This window comes from Nocardia araoensis NBRC 100135, from assembly GCF_000308435.1.
In the GTDB taxonomy this organism is placed as follows: domain Bacteria; phylum Actinomycetota; class Actinomycetes; order Mycobacteriales; family Mycobacteriaceae; genus Nocardia; species Nocardia araoensis.
On record NZ_BAFR01000044.1, the window covers coordinates 1 to 15,799 of the forward strand.

Here is a 15,799-nt window from a genome sequence, read left to right on the forward strand (position 1 = left end):
GCCAAGAAACGGCTCGGCGATTTCCTGAACGCGACCTGCGGCCTGGTCGACCCCGCAGCGTTCTGCCGCTGCTCGCGACGCGTGGACAAAGCCCTCGCCCTGGGACGAATCGACCGGAGCCGCCCGGTGTACGCGCGCCACCCCGTCAGCGCGGGCGGACGCACCGCGGCCGAGGCCGAACGGCAGATGATCCGGCTGCACGACGCGGCGTCGGTGCTGCGCGCCCACCCCGACTACGCCGCGCCGCAGGCGAAGATGGACGCGATCGCGGGGCTGCTCGGTTCCGGTCGTTTCCCCATGCTCGAGGAGACGTGAACCGGCCGCGTCGTCCGGCCGATGAGCGATCAGCCCGGTGTTTCCGCGCCGGGCGGGGTGCCCCGTAGTTCTGTTGCCAGGCGGGCGATCTCCGCGGGGCCGACACGGCAGCATCCGCCGATGATCCGTGCGCCGCGGGCGAACCAGTCCCGGGCTTGTCCCGGTGCGAATCGTGCGGGGCCGGTCCAGCGGCGGCGCGCCGCATCCCAACCCTCACCGCTGTTCGGGTAGACGACCACCGGTTTCCCGGTGCGGGCGGCGAGTTCGACCGCGGCGGCGACATCGGCGGGCGCGCAGCAGTTGACGCCGATCGCGACGATCGACTCCGAGCCCGCGGCCACCGCGAAGGCGTCGGCGAGCGGTTGCCCGGCCCGGGTGCGCGCACGGTCGACGGTGTAGCTCAGCCAGGCGGGCACGCCGAGATCGTTCACCACGTCGACCAGCGCTTCGGCTTCGTCGACGTCCGGAACGGTCTCCAGGGCGAGCAGGTCGGCGCCCGCCTCCCTGAGCACCTCCATGCGCGGTCGATGCCAGGCCCGCAGTTCGGCCACGGTGCGCCCATACCGGCCACGGTATTCCGATCCGTCCGCCAGCGAGGCGCCGTAGGGGCCGATCGAGGCGGCGACCCAGCGGCGCCGATCATCGGCCCATGCGTCACATGCCGCACGGGCCAGTGCCACACCGCGCCGCCAGAGCCGCACCGTCTGCGCCCTGCTGAGCCCGCGCTCCGCGAAACCTTCGAAGGAAGCCTGGTAGGTCGCGGTGGTCGCGATGTCGGCGCCCGCCCGGAAATAGGCCTCGTGCACGGACCGGATCGCGGCGGGATCGTCCACCAGCAGGCGGGCCGACCACAGCGCGTCGGACAGGTCGTGGCCGCGCGCCTGCAGCTCGGTGGCCAATCCGCCGTCCGAGATCAGTGGCCCCGCCGCGGGGTCGAACAGCACGGCTCCACTGTAGAACGCGGAGTCACTCGTCGTCGGTGGGCTGGGCGGTCGGCGGGACCCCGGTGTCGAGGAAACGGATGAGCCGCTCGATGCGCGCGGTGTGATCGGCGCAGCGTTCCAGGTGATGCCCCAGCAGCGCGATATCGATCGCTACCGCGGTGGGCGGCTGGGAGGCAGGATCGCGCAGCGCGGAATGCAACTGCTGGTGCAGCGTTTCCATCGAGCGGTCCGCGGGCGTCTCCTCCTCCGGCAGCGGGTGCTGACCGGCGACCGCTCGTCCGGCCAAGGCCGTGCGCTCGGCCGCCAGCTTGCCCATCGCGGCGAGGATGTCCTGGATGGGTTGCTCGGCAGCGTGTCCGGGGTGGCTCCGGTATACCTGATCGGCGACCCGGCTGGCGAGCCACCCGATGCGGGACAGTTCACCGGCGATCTGGATCGCGGTCACCACGTGCCGCAGGTCGCGGGCCACCGGCGCCTGTAAGGCGAGCAGGACCACGGTGCGCGCCTCGCACGCGCCGTACATCTTCTGCAACTGCTCGTCGAGCGCGAAGACCTCGTAGGTTGCGGTGAGGTCGGCGTCGACGAGCGCGTCGGTGACACGCTCGACGGCGTCGTGGGCCAGCGTGCACATCTGCGTCAGATCATTGGTCAACGCGATGAGCTCGGCAGTGAACTGGGTGCGCACCGCCAAATTCTCACCTATCGATCGGGGTGGGGTCGATTCCTTGCCGGATGTTCCTCGGTGAAGACATCGCCTCGGCGCGCCGTCGCGCGGGTGAGCGCCGGGGCTCTCGCGATCGCCGCGCTGGGCGATGGACGGGGAAGTGCTGGTCGCGCCGTTGTTCTCGCGTCCGGAACGGCATTGCGGCGGACCGGCGCGCAACGCAGGGTGGCATTCGCGAATGTGTGCGGGTCGAGGGGATCGGGAGATGCCTTGCCCGCCCGGACATTTATGACGCGCATCACAATGTGCTGTTGCGGCGCACGGCTCCTCGCCCGGTTGCTCATCGCGTGCCCCGACCGGACCCGGTGCGGCGGCGCGGACGGTCGATACTGCGCGACACGACGGGTGGGCGTTTGCGTTCCGGTGCCTGTGGCCGACATGGTCCATCGCGCGCCCGTTGGTGCCCTGGTGAACGCCCGAATCGCGCACGTCGCCAAGCCCGCCGACGGGTGCGCCCGGTGTTACGGTCGCGGCATGCCGAACTTGCGCGATATCCAGCATCGGGTGGTGACGACGTTCCAGCGCCGATTGGGCAATCCGATCCTCAGTACGCTGCCCGGCCAGACGCTTCTCGAGACCACCGGCCGGGTCAGCGGGCAGCCGCGGGTCACTCCGATCGGTGGACGGAGAATCGGGCGGGAATTCTGGTTGGTCTCCGAGTTCGGCGAGCGTTCGCAGTACGTACGGAACATCAAGGCGGACAACCGGGTCCGGCTGCGGCTGCACGGCCGCTGGCACACCGGTACCGCGCACTTGCTGCCCGACGACGACCCGCGCGCCCGCCTGGCCGCCTTGCCGCGCGCCAACAGCGCCGCCGTCCGATTGGTCGGCACCGACCTCCTCACAGTGCGCATCGACCTCGACGACTGAACCCGCCGCATCCCGTCTCGGTCTGTGAGTGGCGCACCATCGTGCGTCCCTCTCGCGATTCGCCGCAGCCATGTGCCACTCGCGGGATCACCATCGGGATGCGGGCGGTTTGCTGGGAATATGGTGGGCATGTTCCGTCTGTTGATCGCCCGTTGGACTGTGCTCGTACCACTGCTCGCTGTTGTCGCCCTCGTGGCGACTTGGGGCCGGAGTCTGCCCGGTGTCGCGGTGACGATAGTGGTGGTGGCGTTGATCGGGGCGGTGCTCTCGGCGGTTCATCACGCGGAGGTGGTCGCGCGCCGTGTCGGCGAGCCCTTCGGGTCGCTGGTGCTGGCCGTCGCGGTGACCGTGATCGAAGTCGCGCTCATTCTCACGCTGATGACCCAGGGCGGCGACAAGACGGCGACCCTTGCCCGCGACACGGTCTTCGCCGCGGCCATGATCACCTGCAACGGCATCTTCGGTCTCTGCCTGCTGGTGGGCGCCTTGCGCAGGCGCGTGGCGGTGTTCAACGCGGAAGGCACCGGTGCGGCGCTGGCCACCGTGGCGACGCTGGCCACGCTCAGCCTCGTGCTGCCGACCTTCACCACGAGCAAGCCCGGTCCGGAATTCTCGCCCGCGCAGCTGGCCTTCGCCGCGGTGGCCTCGCTCGCGCTGTACGGCTTGTTCGTGATGGTGCAGACGGTGCGGCATCCGGACGACTTCCTGCCGGTCGAGGCGGACGGCGTCGTCGCGGAGGACGACGAGCACGCCGAGCCGCCCACCGCGCGCGACGCCGTCACCAGCCTCGGCCTGCTGCTGGTCGCTCTGGTCTGCGTGGTGGGGCTGGCGAAGGTGGTCTCGCCCGCCGTCGAATCGGCGGTCCAGTCGGCGGGCCTGCCGCAATCGGCGGTCGGTGTGGTGATCGCATTGTTGGTGCTGCTGCCCGAGACGATCGCCGCGGTACGGGCCGCGCGCCGCGACCAGGTGCAGATCGGTCTCAATCTGGCGCTCGGTTCGGCCATGGCGAGCATCGGCCTCACCATTCCGGCGATCGCCGTGGCCAGCATCTGGCTGGATGGGCCTCTGGTACTCGGCTTGGGAGCGACGCAGATGGTGCTGCTGGCCCTGACCGTCGTGGTCGGCGGCCTGACGATCGTTCCGGGACGGGCGACGCTGCTGCAGGGCGGCGTCCATCTGGCCGTGTTCGCCGCGTTCGTCGGCCTCGCCGCCAGCCCATAGCGGGCGGCTCAGGTGAGCGCCGACGCGGCCACCGCCGAATCGGTGCGCCGGTAGCGGCGCGAAGGCGGGGGACCGGTCCGCCCCAGCCGCGTTCGGTAACCGCCTACCGCTCAGTGCGGGTGCTGGGCCGCGTACCTGGCTCGTTCCAGCGCTCGGCGCTGGGCTCGCCGCGGGTTCTCCAGATCCGCGGGCAAGCCGTGCTTCGCGAGCCGGTGCGCCCGGTTCATCGGCATGAAGGCGACGGTGTAGAACAGCGCCAGCAGCAGCGCCAGCAGGACCATCGCGCCGCGCAGCCACAATTCGCCGGGGAAGAGCAGGAACACCGCGAACAGCGGAGTGAACGGCACCATTCCGCGCAGTACGTGCCGGGTGGCGGCGAACCTGCCGGTCAAATCGTCGCGCACCCAATCGCGCATCGAATCGGGCAGGCGGCGGCCGAAGGCGTAGCCGATCCACTGGATCGGACCGGGCCGTCGTCGCTCTCTGGTCATGACCGGGCTCCTCGGTTGGGGGTCGGGGCGTCGGGCTCGGCGAGCACCGACCGGCGGGCCGCCTCGTTCACCCGGGTGAGGACTTCGCGCAACTGCTCGAGATCGGCCAGGGTCACGCCGAGGCGCTGCACGACGGCGGGTGGTATCCGCTCGGCCTCGGCGCGCAGGGCGGCTCCGGCCGGGGTCAGGTTCACCACCAGGTTGCGCTCGTCCCGGCTGTCGCGTTCGCGGCTGATCAGCCCGGCGGCTTCGAGGCGCTTGAGCAGGGGGGACAGCGTGGGGGAGTCGAGCTGGATGGCCTCGGCGATGGCTTTGACCGACATCGGCGCCTCACCCCAGAGCGCGAGCATCACCAGATACTGCGGGTGGGTGAGCCCGAGCGGTTCGAGCAGCGGGCGGTAGACGGCCAGCACCGCGCGATTGGCCACGGCCAGCGCGAAGCACACCTGCCGGTCCAGGCGCAGCGGATCCTCGATCTCGGTATCCATCGGTCCCGCTTGTCGCCTCCAAGTTAGCGCATGAATAGTTAGTGCGTTAATCAATGTGGGCGACATCTCGGCGCGAGATCCCGGCGTCGGGGCCGTCGCTGGATACCGTGAGATGCATGCACCATGACGCCGGTCCGCCACGAATCCAGGAACTCGACGCGGTTCGTGGTTTCGCGCTGTGCGGCATGCTCGTGGTGAACATCTGGCGGATCACCGACATCCCGGCGACGGACGAATCGGGCGTGGTGCTACCGGTCCGGCACGCGTTGTCGGTGGTGTTCGAGGGACGGTTCTTCCCGATCTTCGCGTTCCTGTTCGGGGTCGGCTTCGCCTTGCTGCTGGACAGTGCCGCGGAGCGGAGCGAGCGCCCAGGGCTTGTCCTGATCCGCCGCTTGCTCGCACTCGGGGTGATCGGCTTGGTCCATCAGCAGTTCCAGCCGGGTGAGGTACTGCTCCCGTACGCGCTGGTCGGGTTGGCGATCCTGCTGCCCGCCTCGACGCTGCCGAACTGGGTTCTGCTCTCGGCGGGGCTGGCAGGCACCTTCGGCGTCGCGCTGGCGCTCGGCGGCGGGCTGGCCCTGACGCCGGGGTTGTTCCTGCTCGGTCTGGCCACCGCGCGCGCCGGGATCGTGGACACCCTCGATGAGCGGGGCTGGCAGATCGCCGCGGTCTTCGCCCTCGCCGTGCCCGCCGCGGTAGTGGCGGGCCGGTGGGAATACCGCATACCGTATCTGGAACTGTGGTCCACTCCCGCCGTGGCTGTCGCGGGTCTGCTGGGTGCGCTGGCCTATGTCACGGGGCTGCTGCTGTTGCTGCGCATCGAGCCCGGCCAGGTGCTGGCGGAGGTGTTGCGTCCGCTGGGTCGCCTGGCGTTGACGAACTATGTCACCGCCACCGCGGTGATCCTGCTCGCCGCACCGCGTCTCGGCCTGCCCGGCTCCGGGAGCTACGCGGCGGTACTCGGGTTGGCGGTCGGGATCATCGTGGCGCAGGCGGTATGCAGTGCGGTGTGGTTGCGGTTCTTCGAGCACGGCCCGCTGGAATGGGCGTGGCGCTGCGTCACCTGGTGGATGGTGGTGCCGATCCGGCGGACGCGGGTGCCCAGCCGCCCGTACTGAATTCAGCGCGCTGGATCGCCGGTGTTCTCCAGCTCGGCCAGCGTCGCGGAAGTCAAAGGCCCCGTGTCGAATTGGACGGCGACCTCGACGAGCCAGGCCAGCTCGGCGGCCAGTGTGGGTTGACTCGGTTCGCGGAACGACTGGTCTTCGCCCGTGGGCGGCAGGCCGAGCCGGTGCGACCGCAGTGCCGCGGCGATGCGCGCGGCCTCGATCGCGGCGGCTCTGTCGCGTCCCGGGATCGCCAGTTCGCTCGCCAAGCGCTCGGCGACCGCCACGGCCTCGGCGGACAGATGCGGCCGCAACCGCAACAGCCAGTCCCGTATCTCGATCACCCTGCGATACACCCGGTCTCGTGCCGCCGCACCGCGCCGGTCCGGCGGATGCGCCAGTTCCGGATCCACTTCGCGTAGGGCCAGCCACAGCGGGCGCAGCCGCGGCAGCGCCCGCAGCCGGGCGGTGGTGTGCAGCAGCCATGGCGCGAGCGAGGGGGCCAGGTAGCCGATCAGCATGAGGGTCGCGCCCAGGCTCGCGAACGCGGGCGCGATGTCGGTGCTGAGGCGGCGCAGGTCGATGCCGGACCATGCCCCGACGATCGAGATCAGCTTGCCCGCGCTGTAGCCGAGCGCGATGGTGCTGCCGAGCGCGAGCAGCCGCAGGCCGCGGCGTAACCAGATCCGGTCGACCTCACCCATCCATCGCAGGCACAGCACGACGATGCGGATCAGCGCAGCGGAGTACACGGCGAGGTAGACGCCGAGAAAGGCGCACGCCAGTGGAACTTTCGCGTAGTGGTCGTCGAAGTCGGTGGGATGACTCTCGTCGTGCACCGGCGCCACCGCGAACAGCGCCGTCAGCACCGCGGGCGCCAGCACCGGCAGGACGAGCACGCGCCGCGCCGCGCCCGCGTCCGGTTCCCGGTCCGCCACCATGAATCCGGTCCAGACCACTTGGGCGAGCACCGCGCTCGCGATCGCCCCGTACACCACCAGCGACGCCAGATTGGGCACGCCGGAGACGTCATCGATCCAGGTGTAGGTCCGCGGCACCGCCGCTTCGAACCCGATGGCCGCCGCGAGGATGGCGAACGCCACCGCCCAGCGAGCGGGACTGCCCGGGTTGCGCAAGGCCAGACCGGTCCGCCACAGGAACGCCGCGGACGCGAAGACGCCGACGCCGCCGTACACCAGCGCGAACCACATGCTCAGGCTCGCCCCGGCCCCAGTGCGTCCAGCAGTCTGCGTGCGGTGACCGGCGCGGAATCGGGCAGGACCCACTCCTCCCGTGCCGTCCACTGCGTGATGTGGTCGGCCATCAGCATGTTCGCGATGTGTTCGGCCTCGCGCTCCTGCGGATGCGCGTAGCTGGTGCGCCCGAGCATGCGCCGCACGACCGCGGGGTCGATGTTCGGCGCGAGCAGCCGCACCGCTTCCGCGCCGCGAACATCGACGGTGCGGTGACCGGCGAGCAGATGGCCGAGTTCGTGACAGACGATGTGGTCCTGATGCACCTTCGAGGTGTTGCTCTGATAGGCGATGAAATCGATGGCATCGGTGACCAGCAGGCCGCCGGTGAGCCCGGTGACCGGGAAGTTCTCCGGGCGCAACCGCAGCGGACGGGCGCGACGCTCGGCGACGGCCTCGGCCAGCTCGCCGACGGTGAACCGGCCGGGCAGACCCATGGCCCGCAGTTCCCTGCGCAGTCGGCGACGATCCAGCACCGGCCGGTCACCTCCGTCCCTGCTCCAAGCCGCGATCCGCATCGCTCACTCGTCTTGCTCGTTCTCGATGCGCCGCAGGATGTCCAGCATCGCCAGCACCGATTCAGCGCGGACCGTACCCTGTTGCAGCCCGTCGCGCAGCACCAGTTCGAGCACCTCGTGCTCGGCATTTCCCTTGAGCGCGTTGATCAACGCCAGTTCGCTGCCGCGCGCCGTCGCCAGTCGCGGGTCGGTGAACGGGTCGAGGCTGTCGAGACCGAAGTAACCGCGGAACACCTCCAGGGTCTCGTAGGACGGGTTCACCGCCTGCCCGGTGCGCAGCTTCCAGAGGTAGTTGGCGGACAGGCGCGCTCCGGTGGTGCGGTGGATGTCCTCGGCCAGCGCTCGATGCGTGATCTCCTGCGTCCGCCCGTCTTTGCCCGTGGGCGGGTGCATTCCGTTGATGAGCGTGTTGAGAGCCCGTGTGAACGGGTGTAAGTCGTCCCCCATAACGGCTGTGTCTCCTGTTGTTGACAGGGTGTGTGGCGTAGATCATACTCGTCCCTGCTCCGTCGGCGCATGCCGGTGTGGTCGTCCCCGGAGGGGTTTCCGACCGCGAGAGGCCCGGCACCAGAGCGGTAGCAGGTGGGGCGATCATCGTCGCTCGCCCCATCTCATCGGAGTTTCACCGGCAGCGCCAGTGGTCCGCGATGGCGGAAACCGGAGCGCCAGTCGATCTCTCGTTCGTCCACCGCGAGCGCCGCATCCGGCCACCGGGTGCGGACGTGATCGATGGCGGCCGCGGTGATGGTGCGTACCAGCGCGTTGCCCAAGCAGGCGTGCACGCCGTAGCCGAGCGCGAGCTGGTCCGTGCGGTCTCTGGTGAGGTCCAGTTCCGCTGGGCGCTCGAAGATTCCGGGATCGCGGTTGGCCGAGGCCAGGCACAGCAGTACCGTCTGCCCGGCGGGGATCGTCGTGTCGCCGACGGCCAGGTCGGTGGTCGCGAAGCGCGGTCCGGCCAGTACCTGCGGGGAGAGGAATCGCAGCAGTTCGTCGACGGCGGATTGCTTGTCGTCCAAGGCATGCCAGGCTCGCCACTGATCCGGGCGGCCGAGCAAGACGAGCACGGAACCGGCGATCAGGTCGGCGAGCACTTCGTACCAGACGAACAGCAGGTAGAACAGCAGGCCGGTGAGCTCGTCACCGGTCGGCGATCCGGAGGACAGGCGGGCGCTCGCCCAGCGCCCGAGTGCGGTGTCGGCATGCCGCGCCCGCGCGGAGGCGTCCGCGATGATCGCGAGCATGGTGGCGAGGGTGTCCCGGGCGCGTGGTGGCGATGCCGACGGCAGCAAAGTCGAGTTCGCCCAGCGGCGAAGGCGTTCGGCGGTGGGGTTGTCGAGGCCGAGGAGTTCGGCCAGTACGGCTGCGGGAAGCGGCACCGCGAGTCGTTGGACGAGATCGACGGTCTCGCCCGGATCGTGGTCGTGCAGGAGCGAATCCACCAGTGCGGGCGCGCGCTCGGTCCACTCGGACAACCGGCGTGGCGACAGCTCGGCGGTCACCAGGCTGCGCAGCCGTGCGTGATCGGCCGGCGCGGCGCTCAGCATCACGTCCAGTGGCGGCGGCACCGGGAAACCCCGGTAGTCGTCTCCCTTCGCGTACCGGGCCCGGGTGGACAGCCGCTCATCCAGCAGCCCGGCCCTGACATCCCGGTAGCGCGTCACCAGCCAGGCCGGTGGCCCGTCGGGCGTGCGAACGCGGTGCACGCCCCCGTCGATGCGCAGGCGCTCGAGCGTGGGCCACGGGTTCCGGGCGAAGTCGGAGTCGAACACATCCGTCACTCCGTCATCATCCCGCACCGATTCGCGGGAATCGGGGCCGCTGCCCAGGTCTGCCGGTGGGCGCGGGGCGCGCCGATCAGGAGGCGGCGGCTCCGGTCTGCCGGATCGCGTCGAGGACCTCACCGTAGGTGAGCGTGGTCGAGTTCACGAGGGCGCGCTCCGAGGTCACGTCGATGTCGACGGAATCGATGCCGTTGACACCGCGCAGTGACGATTCGATCGCCGAGGCGGACTCCCGGGTAACGTTGTGCAGAGTAACCGTGTACGTCATGTAAATCGCTTTGACCGATTCCACACGGTCAAACTTTCTTTTCTGTCCCGTTTGATCGCGGGGACCCCGGGAATAGCGGAGTTGTCAAACGACTCGACGCAACAGGGATTGCCATGATCATCATCGGGCTCGTCGCCTTGATCGCGGCCGTGATCATCGGAGTTGCCGCCGTAGTGGGCAACACCGGCCCCGCTCAGCAACTGACGAGCGATTTCTCGGTTTTCGACTATCACTTCCACGGTTCCGCCGGAGCGCTGTTCGGTTACGGAATCACGCTCGGCGCGATCGGGATGCTCGGACTGGCCCTGGTCCTGTCCGGCGCCTGGCGGGTCACCCGCCGCGGCGTGGTGGCGCGTCGTGAACTCGCACGGTCGCGCCGCGAGATGGCGGCGGTACGGCGTGATCTGGCGGCGGACACTACCGCACCGGCGGCGCAGGCACCGCAGGAACCGTCTTGGCGGCGGTGGTTGCGCACACGCGGCTCGGGTACTGCCCGCACCGATCGCGGCGCCACGGTCTCGACCTCGAAACCCGTGACCGCGAAATAATTGAGAAGAAAAGGAATACGACAATGATCATTCTCGGCCTCATCCTCCTGGTCTTGGGCTGGCTGCTCGGCATCGGGCTGCTCACCACCGCGGGCATCATCGTGCTGATCATCGGGCTCGTGCTGCTGGTGGCCGGTTCGGTGGGTCGTCCGGTCGGTGGCCGCCGCTGGTATTACTAGGGATTCCGCATGAAGTTCGAAGATCGCCTCGCGCACCAAGTGCAAGCGACCAGGGGCAGCGTGAAGAAATTCGTCGGCCGAGCGACCGGTAACTCCCGGCTGGAGGCCGCGGGGCGGCGGGAGCAGGCCCGCGGCAATCTGAAACGCGCCGGGGACAAACTGCGGGACGCGTTCAAGCGCTGACCGCCCACCGCTACGCCGGTGCCGGGCGAAGGCCGTCGGCCTTCGCCCGGCACCGGCGTGTTCTCTGGAAGGGCACGAGCGAATCCGCGCGTGCGAGTCAGACTCCGGCGACGCCGGCGAGCTGTCCGATGCCGTAGGTGACGGCCATCGCGAGCGCGCCGCCGACCACCACCCGGACCACCGCGCGGCCGCGGGGGGCGCCACCCAACCGGGCACTGACCGACCCGGTGAGCGCGAGCGCGGCGAGCACGGCCGCGAACGTCACCGGAATCCGCGCCGTGACCGGCGGCAGCAGGATGGCCAGCAACGGCAGCAGCGCGCCGAGTGTGAAGGCCACCGCCGACGAGAACGCCGCCTGCCAGGGGTTGGTCAGCTCGGCGGGATTCAGGCCCAGTTCCGCCTCCGCGTGCGCGGTGAACGCGTCGTGCGCGGTGAGCTCTTCGGCGACCTTGCGCGCGGTTTCGGCCGTCAGCCCCTTGGCCCGGTAGATCCCGGTCAGTTCGGTCAGTTCGTAATCCGGCTCGTCGCGCAGCTCCCTGCGCTCTTTCGCCAGCAAGGCCCGCTCGGCATCGCGCTGCGTGCTGACCGAGACGTACTCGCCCACCGCCATGGAGATCGCTCCCGCCGACAGGCCCGCGATGCCCGCGGTGAACAAGGCCGGTGTGTCGGTGGTCGCCGCGGCGACGCCGACGACCAGACCGGCGGTGGACACGATGCCGTCGTTGGCGCCGAGCACGCCAGCGCGCAGCCAGTTGAGTTTGGAGGCCCAGCCGTTGCCGTGCGGCTCGTGCGGATGTGCGCCGGAGGCGTCGGTCCTGCGTTCCATGGAACGCACACTAATCTCCACCGTCGGGCGCGGGCGGGAACCACTACTGCCCGGACGGCTGCGTGCGGGGTTGGCGGGGCACCGCTTGGGGATGCGGCAGCATCGTGCGGTGGATGATCTGCAAGATCAGCAGGAACAGCACGGAGAGTCCGGCGGTGGTGAAATCCCCGACCAGCACCGACAGTACGGCGAAGGCGCCGAACACCGGGAACTCCAGCACCGCGCACCAGCGCAGGATCCGCAGCCGCCTGGCGTTGGCGGCCAGCCGTTGCACACCGTCGTCGATGATGGTCAGCGCCGTCTCGTAGCGCACCATGCCGTCACCGACCTGGACGAACATGTGCACCGCTTGGTCGCGGCTGAGCTCGCCGAGCCAGGCACGGTCGATCAGCCGCTTGCCCTCCTCGGCGACCTCCTTGATAACCGCGTCCATCGCGGCCCCCTTCCCAGTCGATCGGAGAGTCTAGCGGCCCGATCGCGCCTTCCCAGTGGCGATTCGGACCGCCCTTCGATCGCGCTGAGCGGCAGGTTGTCGCCGTCGTGGGGTGGTTGATCATGTCCGGCCTCGCCGCTGGGCACGGACCCGTCCGATCGCCCTGGCGCTACCGGCCGGGCTGGATCTCCGAACGGTCGTCCCGAATGCCGATCCAGGCGTAGTCCCGCGCCCTGGTGATCGCCACGAGCTTCTGCCGGTCGGCGAGTTCGGCTCGTTCGCGTCCCGCGCCGGTGCGCGATCGCGCGTCGACCGGCCAGGTCGGATGGAACACGGCCGCGAAGTCGAGCCCCTTGGCGCGGTGCACCGTGCCGACCTTGACCGCCGCGTGCGGCGTCCCGTCGTAGTCCTCCAGGGGCAGTGTCGCGATGCCGACAGCGTCCAGCGCGCCGGCGAGCCGTACGGCCTCGTGCCGCGTCCGGGTGAGTACGGCGATGTCCGACAACGGCTTCCCGCATCCGCGGATACCGTCGACCAGCGCGGCCTCCAGGTAGTGATCGGGTCCGCGCCAGATCCGCACCACGCCGTCGGGCAGGATGACGTCGGCATCGCGCAGCGGCACGCCGGGCGCGTCGTCGAAATCGCCGAGCTCGTCCACCGCATCGATGCCCGCGGCGTTCTCCCAGACGCGGCGGCGGTTGCGGTAGTTCACCCGCAGGACCTCGCCGCGGCCGCGCAGGTCGATGCCCGCGTCGGCCATACGCCAGCCCCCGGCGTACACCTGCTGCTGGCCGTCGCCGAGCAGGAGCAGCGGACTCGACCCGTTGCCGCCCGCGATGGCGTGGGCAAGCCGCAGCCCGGCCAGCGTGATGTCCTGCACCTCGTCGACGACGACCGCGTCATAGGGCTCGGACAGCGGTTCGTTGCGGATCTCGGCCAGCGCGATGGCGATGACGTCGCTGTAATCGGAGATGCCCCGCTCGCGCATCTCGCTCACGTACGGCACGTACAGTTTGCGCCACACGTCGGCGCGCCGGCCGTCGTCGAGACGAACGCCGTTGCGCCCGTACCGGTCCGCACGCTGATAGACGTCCAGATCATCGATCTCGCGCCCCTTGATCACCCGGTCGATCTCCTCCCGCCAATAGCTCTCGTGCGGCTCGATGTCCTCGAAGTCGGCTCGCGCCCGCTCCCAGACCCGGGCGAACACGCGGTCGGCTCCGTGCGGGTCGAGTTTCGGCGCCGCGATCCGCTGTGCGAGGAAGTCCAGGGCCCAGGCATGCAGGCCGGCGAACCGGACGCGGCTCTCGGTTCCCGGCGCGAGCCTGCGGAAGTAGGTCTCCTGGCAGTTCGCGAGCGTCTTCACAAACGTCGTGTACAGCTGACGGCCGGTGGATCGCTTCGCCTGCCTGGCCATTCGGTGCAGCGCCACGACGGTCTTCCCGGTGCCCGCCGGGCCGGTCAGCCGGGCTGGGCCGGTGTACTTGCGCGTGACCAGGACTTCCTGTTCCGGATCCAGAAACGTCATCCAGTGCTGGAACGGCATCCCCAGCGCCGCGTCCCGCTGCGGCGCAAGCACTTCCGACCGGTCGAGCAGCGCCGGTTCCGGTACGCCCCGCGTCGTTTCGTCGAGCTCGAGCAGGTCGTAGTCGCGGGCCGACTGGTGGGCCACGGTGTTCGCGATGGCCTGTACCCGGGTGGGTCGCAGGTGCCGCTGCCGTGCGCGGATCACTCGATCGAGTTCGCCTGGCCCGGCCACGGCGAACCGGCCGTCCTCGCGCACGCGCACTCCGCTGGGCACGAGCAGGACGAGCTGCACGTCGTGGGCGACGAGCTTCTCCCGCCCGAACTGCAATCTGCCGAAACGAGTCTCGACATCGCGGCGGATGTCGTCCAGTTCGGCCGGGACGCCCTCGGCGAACCGCAACGCGAAAAGCCCGGTGCCGCAGGCCAGCAGCGCATGGGCGTGGTCAGCGGGCAGGCGCTCCGGATTCCGGTGGACGAGCAGGTATCGGCCCGGCTCGGCCAGCGCGTCGGCGAGAAAGGTGCGCTGGAACGATGTCAGGCCGGAGATGTGGGTCAGCGTGTCCGTGACACGCGAAAGCCAGGTGTTCATGGAGTCCCCTTCCGGTGCACACCTACCCCGTCTTCGACGGTAAAGACACCGCGCCGGTAAGGGAACGAGCCGAAGGGTCTCGGGGGCAACCGTTATCGAAACGGGCGGATCGGACACCGGACCGTTGTCGAGATGTCACCCGAAAGTGTCGTGCTGCTGGGATCTTTCGTGTGCTTCCGTGCGTCGCAGAACGGTAGGCGTTGTGCCCCACCATCTTCGGGCGCAGCGGGTGAAAGTCGCCTGCTCGGACAGTCCGATCAGCGAGGCGACCTGGCTCATCGGCATGTCCGTCGTGGTCAGATACCGCCGCGCCGCGTCCCGGCGGACCTCGTCCAGGATCGCGGCGAACGAGGTGCGCTCGGCGGCGAGACGTCGTTGCAAGGTGCGCGGGTGCACCGTGAGCAGCCGTGCCACCGCCGATATCTCGGGCGCGGACGTGCCGAGCAGCTGTTGGACCGCGGCGCGCACCTGCGGGGCGAGCGCCGCGGTCGCGGTACCGGACTGCTCGGCGAGGAAGGCCATCGCCAGCCGGTGCAGGTTCTCGTCACCGCCGGTGAGCGGCCTGCCCGCGAGGCTGCTCGGCAGGCGCAGCGCCGCGAACGGCCGCTCGATCCGCACCGGGGCGCCGAAGAATTCCTCGTAACCGGCGACCGCCGCCTCCGGTCGATAGGGCAGCTCGACCGAGCGCAACCCGTATCGGTCGTCCACCAAGCGCTGAATGGTGCGATGCACGAATGCCAAGCCCAGGTCGGTGCCCTGGACGGGGGTCGGGCGTCCCGGCCGCACCCCGTAGCGCAGCGCGATCACGCCGCGATCTCCGTAGGGGTCCGGCTCCAGCGTCAGGCTCAGCGACCGCGCGTGCAGGAACAGATACCGCGCCGAGCACTCGAGCACGTCGGCCAGCGACGGCGAATTCCGGATGGCCAGCGCGAGCGGGCCGAGCATGTCCAGATCCTGCCGCTGGGAGATCCGCAGGCCCAGGTCGGGGCAGCGCAGCTGGTGCGCGGCCAGCTCCAGGACGGCGGCGACGCGCTCGTCGGGCACGAGCAGGTCGTCGGTGTCCAGGGCGGCCACCGGCAGGCCGCAAGCCGTGGCCAGCGCCTCGGCGTCGCCGCCGAGTTCGGCCACGGTCGCGCGAAAGCCGCGCAATCCCGCGGATCGGATCACCGACATGTCGTTCAGAATCAAATAGTTGTCGCGCAAAGTCAAGGAAGCGGCGGCCTCGGCTCGCACACTGGAGACATGACGGAGACCGCGGTAGCACCGGAACACCTCGATGTCGTGATCGTCGGCGCAGGCCTGTCCGGTGTCGGCGCTGCCTACCGGTTGCAGACCGAGTGCGAAGGCAAGTCCTACGCCGTCCTGGAGGCCCGCGAAACGCTGGGCGGCACCTGGGATCTGTTTCGCTACCCGGGCATCCGCTCGGATTCCGACATGTTCACCCTCGGCTACCCGTTCAAGCCGTGGCGCGACGCCAAGTCGATCGCGGACGGCCCATCGATCCTGCGCTACATCGCCGAGACCGCGAGCGAGAA

The 15,799-nt window shown here is 69.8% G+C and carries 20 protein-coding genes and 1 pseudogene; 8 read left to right on the plus strand and 13 right to left on the minus strand.

The features are described from left to right. Window positions 1–315, plus strand: a pseudogene (locus ON21_RS06260) (RNA polymerase sigma factor); the annotation flags it as partial. Window positions 316–344: 29 nt separating this feature from the next. Here the strand turns inward: ON21_RS06260 and mmuM are convergent. Together mmuM and ON21_RS06270 are read right to left on the minus strand one after the other, a co-directional pair. Next, on the minus strand, window positions 345–1,256 hold the full coding sequence (gene mmuM, locus ON21_RS06265; RefSeq protein ID WP_169332676.1) for a homocysteine S-methyltransferase: 912 nt from the start codon (window positions 1,254–1,256) through the stop codon (window positions 345–347). Window positions 1,257–1,281: 25 nt separating this feature from the next. Beyond that, entirely contained in the window at window positions 1,282–1,944 is a 663-nt protein-coding gene (locus ON21_RS06270; protein ID WP_039796420.1) for a phosphate signaling complex PhoU family protein, read from the minus strand. 513 nt (window positions 1,945–2,457) lie between these two features. On the opposite strand from ON21_RS06270, the gene ON21_RS06275 reads away from it, so the two are divergent. Together ON21_RS06275 and ON21_RS06280 are read left to right on the plus strand one after the other, a co-directional pair. After that, window positions 2,458–2,853 (plus strand): nitroreductase/quinone reductase family protein, encoded by a 396-nt coding sequence (locus ON21_RS06275; protein WP_039796421.1) that lies wholly within the window; start codon window positions 2,458–2,460, stop codon window positions 2,851–2,853. A 129-nt stretch (window positions 2,854–2,982) separates the two neighbouring features. Then, window positions 2,983–4,074 (plus strand): calcium:cation antiporter, encoded by a 1,092-nt coding sequence (locus ON21_RS06280; RefSeq protein WP_373281106.1) that lies wholly within the window; start codon window positions 2,983–2,985, stop codon window positions 4,072–4,074. Between the two features lie 110 nt (window positions 4,075–4,184). On the opposite strand, the gene ON21_RS06285 is transcribed toward ON21_RS06280, so the two are convergent. Both ON21_RS06285 and ON21_RS06290 read right to left on the minus strand, forming a co-directional pair. Next, complete coding sequence (locus ON21_RS06285; RefSeq protein ID WP_039796413.1) at window positions 4,185–4,565, minus strand: DUF5313 family protein; 381 nt, start codon at window positions 4,563–4,565, stop codon at window positions 4,185–4,187. Beyond that, entirely contained in the window at window positions 4,562–5,053 is a 492-nt protein-coding gene (locus tag ON21_RS06290; protein ID WP_051020400.1) for a MarR family winged helix-turn-helix transcriptional regulator, read from the minus strand. The genes ON21_RS06285 and ON21_RS06290 overlap by 4 nt, the downstream gene beginning before the upstream one ends. A gap of 116 nt (window positions 5,054–5,169) precedes the next feature. On the opposite strand from ON21_RS06290, the gene ON21_RS06295 reads away from it, so the two are divergent. Next, the gene (locus tag ON21_RS06295) at window positions 5,170–6,171 is read left to right on the plus strand and encodes a DUF418 domain-containing protein (RefSeq protein ID WP_039796414.1); all 1,002 of its coding nucleotides are present in this window, start codon (window positions 5,170–5,172) and stop codon (window positions 6,169–6,171) included. 2 nt (window positions 6,172–6,173) lie between these two features. On the opposite strand, the gene ON21_RS06300 is transcribed toward ON21_RS06295, so the two are convergent. The 5 genes from ON21_RS06300 to ON21_RS06320 all read right to left on the minus strand — a co-directional run bounded on the left by ON21_RS06300 (window position 6,174) and on the right by ON21_RS06320 (window position 9,979). Next, the gene (locus ON21_RS06300; protein ID WP_051020401.1) at window positions 6,174–7,370 is read right to left on the minus strand and encodes an MAB_1171c family putative transporter; all 1,197 of its coding nucleotides are present in this window, start codon (window positions 7,368–7,370) and stop codon (window positions 6,174–6,176) included. Window positions 7,371–7,372: 2 nt separating this feature from the next. After that, the gene (locus tag ON21_RS06305; protein ID WP_051020402.1) at window positions 7,373–7,930 is read right to left on the minus strand and encodes a hypothetical protein; all 558 of its coding nucleotides are present in this window, start codon (window positions 7,928–7,930) and stop codon (window positions 7,373–7,375) included. A gap of 3 nt (window positions 7,931–7,933) precedes the next feature. Further along, on the minus strand, window positions 7,934–8,377 hold the full coding sequence (locus tag ON21_RS06310) for a hypothetical protein (protein WP_039796415.1): 444 nt from the start codon (window positions 8,375–8,377) through the stop codon (window positions 7,934–7,936). 164 nt (window positions 8,378–8,541) lie between these two features. Further along, a complete protein-coding gene (locus tag ON21_RS06315) occupies window positions 8,542–9,708 on the minus strand; it encodes a cytochrome P450 (protein WP_051020403.1) in 1,167 nt (388 codons plus the stop codon). 76 nt (window positions 9,709–9,784) lie between these two features. After that, window positions 9,785–9,979: a hypothetical protein gene (locus ON21_RS06320; RefSeq protein ID WP_157170737.1), complete on the minus strand. Its 195-nt coding sequence runs from the start codon at window positions 9,977–9,979 to the stop codon at window positions 9,785–9,787. A gap of 113 nt (window positions 9,980–10,092) precedes the next feature. Between ON21_RS06320 and ON21_RS06325 the strand changes: the two genes are divergently transcribed. From ON21_RS06325 to ON21_RS36760, 3 genes are read left to right on the plus strand one after another with little or no spacing between them, the layout of a single operon-like run. Next, entirely contained in the window at window positions 10,093–10,527 is a 435-nt protein-coding gene (locus tag ON21_RS06325; RefSeq protein ID WP_051020404.1) for a hypothetical protein, read from the plus strand. 23 nt (window positions 10,528–10,550) lie between these two features. Further along, complete coding sequence (locus ON21_RS39205) at window positions 10,551–10,706, plus strand: DUF6131 family protein (protein ID WP_086006372.1); 156 nt, start codon at window positions 10,551–10,553, stop codon at window positions 10,704–10,706. A gap of 9 nt (window positions 10,707–10,715) precedes the next feature. After that, complete coding sequence (locus ON21_RS36760) at window positions 10,716–10,889, plus strand: CsbD family protein (protein ID WP_083880427.1); 174 nt, start codon at window positions 10,716–10,718, stop codon at window positions 10,887–10,889. Between the two features lie 97 nt (window positions 10,890–10,986). Here the strand turns inward: ON21_RS36760 and ON21_RS06330 are convergent, their stop codons facing one another. The 4 genes from ON21_RS06330 to ON21_RS06345 all read right to left on the minus strand — a co-directional run bounded on the left by ON21_RS06330 (window position 10,987) and on the right by ON21_RS06345 (window position 15,437). Continuing rightward, window positions 10,987–11,715 (minus strand): VIT1/CCC1 transporter family protein, encoded by a 729-nt coding sequence (locus ON21_RS06330; RefSeq protein WP_039796417.1) that lies wholly within the window; start codon window positions 11,713–11,715, stop codon window positions 10,987–10,989. Window positions 11,716–11,758: 43 nt separating this feature from the next. Continuing rightward, window positions 11,759–12,148, minus strand: a complete 390-nt coding sequence (locus tag ON21_RS06335; RefSeq protein WP_039796418.1) for a hypothetical protein — start codon at window positions 12,146–12,148, stop codon at window positions 11,759–11,761. A 169-nt stretch (window positions 12,149–12,317) separates the two neighbouring features. Next, window positions 12,318–14,264 carry a UvrD-helicase domain-containing protein gene (locus ON21_RS06340; protein ID WP_051020405.1) on the minus strand — a complete coding sequence of 649 codons (1,947 nt, stop codon included), beginning with the start codon at window positions 14,262–14,264 and terminating at the stop codon, window positions 12,318–12,320. 135 nt (window positions 14,265–14,399) lie between these two features. Then, window positions 14,400–15,437 (minus strand): AraC family transcriptional regulator, encoded by a 1,038-nt coding sequence (locus ON21_RS06345; protein ID WP_051020406.1) that lies wholly within the window; start codon window positions 15,435–15,437, stop codon window positions 14,400–14,402. Window positions 15,438–15,506: 69 nt separating this feature from the next. Here ON21_RS06345 and ON21_RS06350 point away from each other — a divergent pair. Then, a partial coding sequence (locus tag ON21_RS06350) for an NAD(P)-binding protein (protein WP_039796419.1) occupies window positions 15,507–15,799 on the plus strand: 293 nt, incomplete at its 3' end.

Coding starts and splice junctions, on each gene's coding strand:
- ON21_RS06275 (WP_039796421.1), top strand. CDS start 2,458: ATGCCGAACTTGCGCGATATCCAGCATCGGGTGGTGACGACGTTCCAG.
- ON21_RS06280 (WP_373281106.1), top strand. CDS start 2,983: ATGTTCCGTCTGTTGATCGCCCGTTGGACTGTGCTCGTACCACTGCTC.
- ON21_RS06285 (WP_039796413.1), bottom strand. CDS start 4,565: ATGACCAGAGAGCGACGACGGCCCGGTCCGATCCAGTGGATCGGCTAC.
- ON21_RS06290 (WP_051020400.1), bottom strand. CDS start 5,053: ATGGATACCGAGATCGAGGATCCGCTGCGCCTGGACCGGCAGGTGTGC.
- ON21_RS06295 (WP_039796414.1), top strand. CDS start 5,170: ATGCACCATGACGCCGGTCCGCCACGAATCCAGGAACTCGACGCGGTT.
- ON21_RS06300 (WP_051020401.1), bottom strand. CDS start 7,370: ATGTGGTTCGCGCTGGTGTACGGCGGCGTCGGCGTCTTCGCGTCCGCG.
- ON21_RS06305 (WP_051020402.1), bottom strand. CDS start 7,930: ATGCGGATCGCGGCTTGGAGCAGGGACGGAGGTGACCGGCCGGTGCTG.
- ON21_RS06310 (WP_039796415.1), bottom strand. CDS start 8,377: ATGGGGGACGACTTACACCCGTTCACACGGGCTCTCAACACGCTCATC.
- ON21_RS06320 (WP_157170737.1), bottom strand. CDS start 9,979: ATGACGTACACGGTTACTCTGCACAACGTTACCCGGGAGTCCGCCTCG.
- ON21_RS06325 (WP_051020404.1), top strand. CDS start 10,093: ATGATCATCATCGGGCTCGTCGCCTTGATCGCGGCCGTGATCATCGGA.
- ON21_RS39205 (WP_086006372.1), top strand. CDS start 10,551: ATGATCATTCTCGGCCTCATCCTCCTGGTCTTGGGCTGGCTGCTCGGC.
- ON21_RS36760 (WP_083880427.1), top strand. CDS start 10,716: ATGAAGTTCGAAGATCGCCTCGCGCACCAAGTGCAAGCGACCAGGGGC.
- ON21_RS06330 (WP_039796417.1), bottom strand. CDS start 11,715: ATGGAACGCAGGACCGACGCCTCCGGCGCACATCCGCACGAGCCGCAC.
- ON21_RS06335 (WP_039796418.1), bottom strand. CDS start 12,148: ATGGACGCGGTTATCAAGGAGGTCGCCGAGGAGGGCAAGCGGCTGATC.
- ON21_RS06340 (WP_051020405.1), bottom strand. CDS start 14,264: ATGAACACCTGGCTTTCGCGTGTCACGGACACGCTGACCCACATCTCC.
- ON21_RS06345 (WP_051020406.1), bottom strand. CDS start 15,437: ATGTCGGTGATCCGATCCGCGGGATTGCGCGGCTTTCGCGCGACCGTG.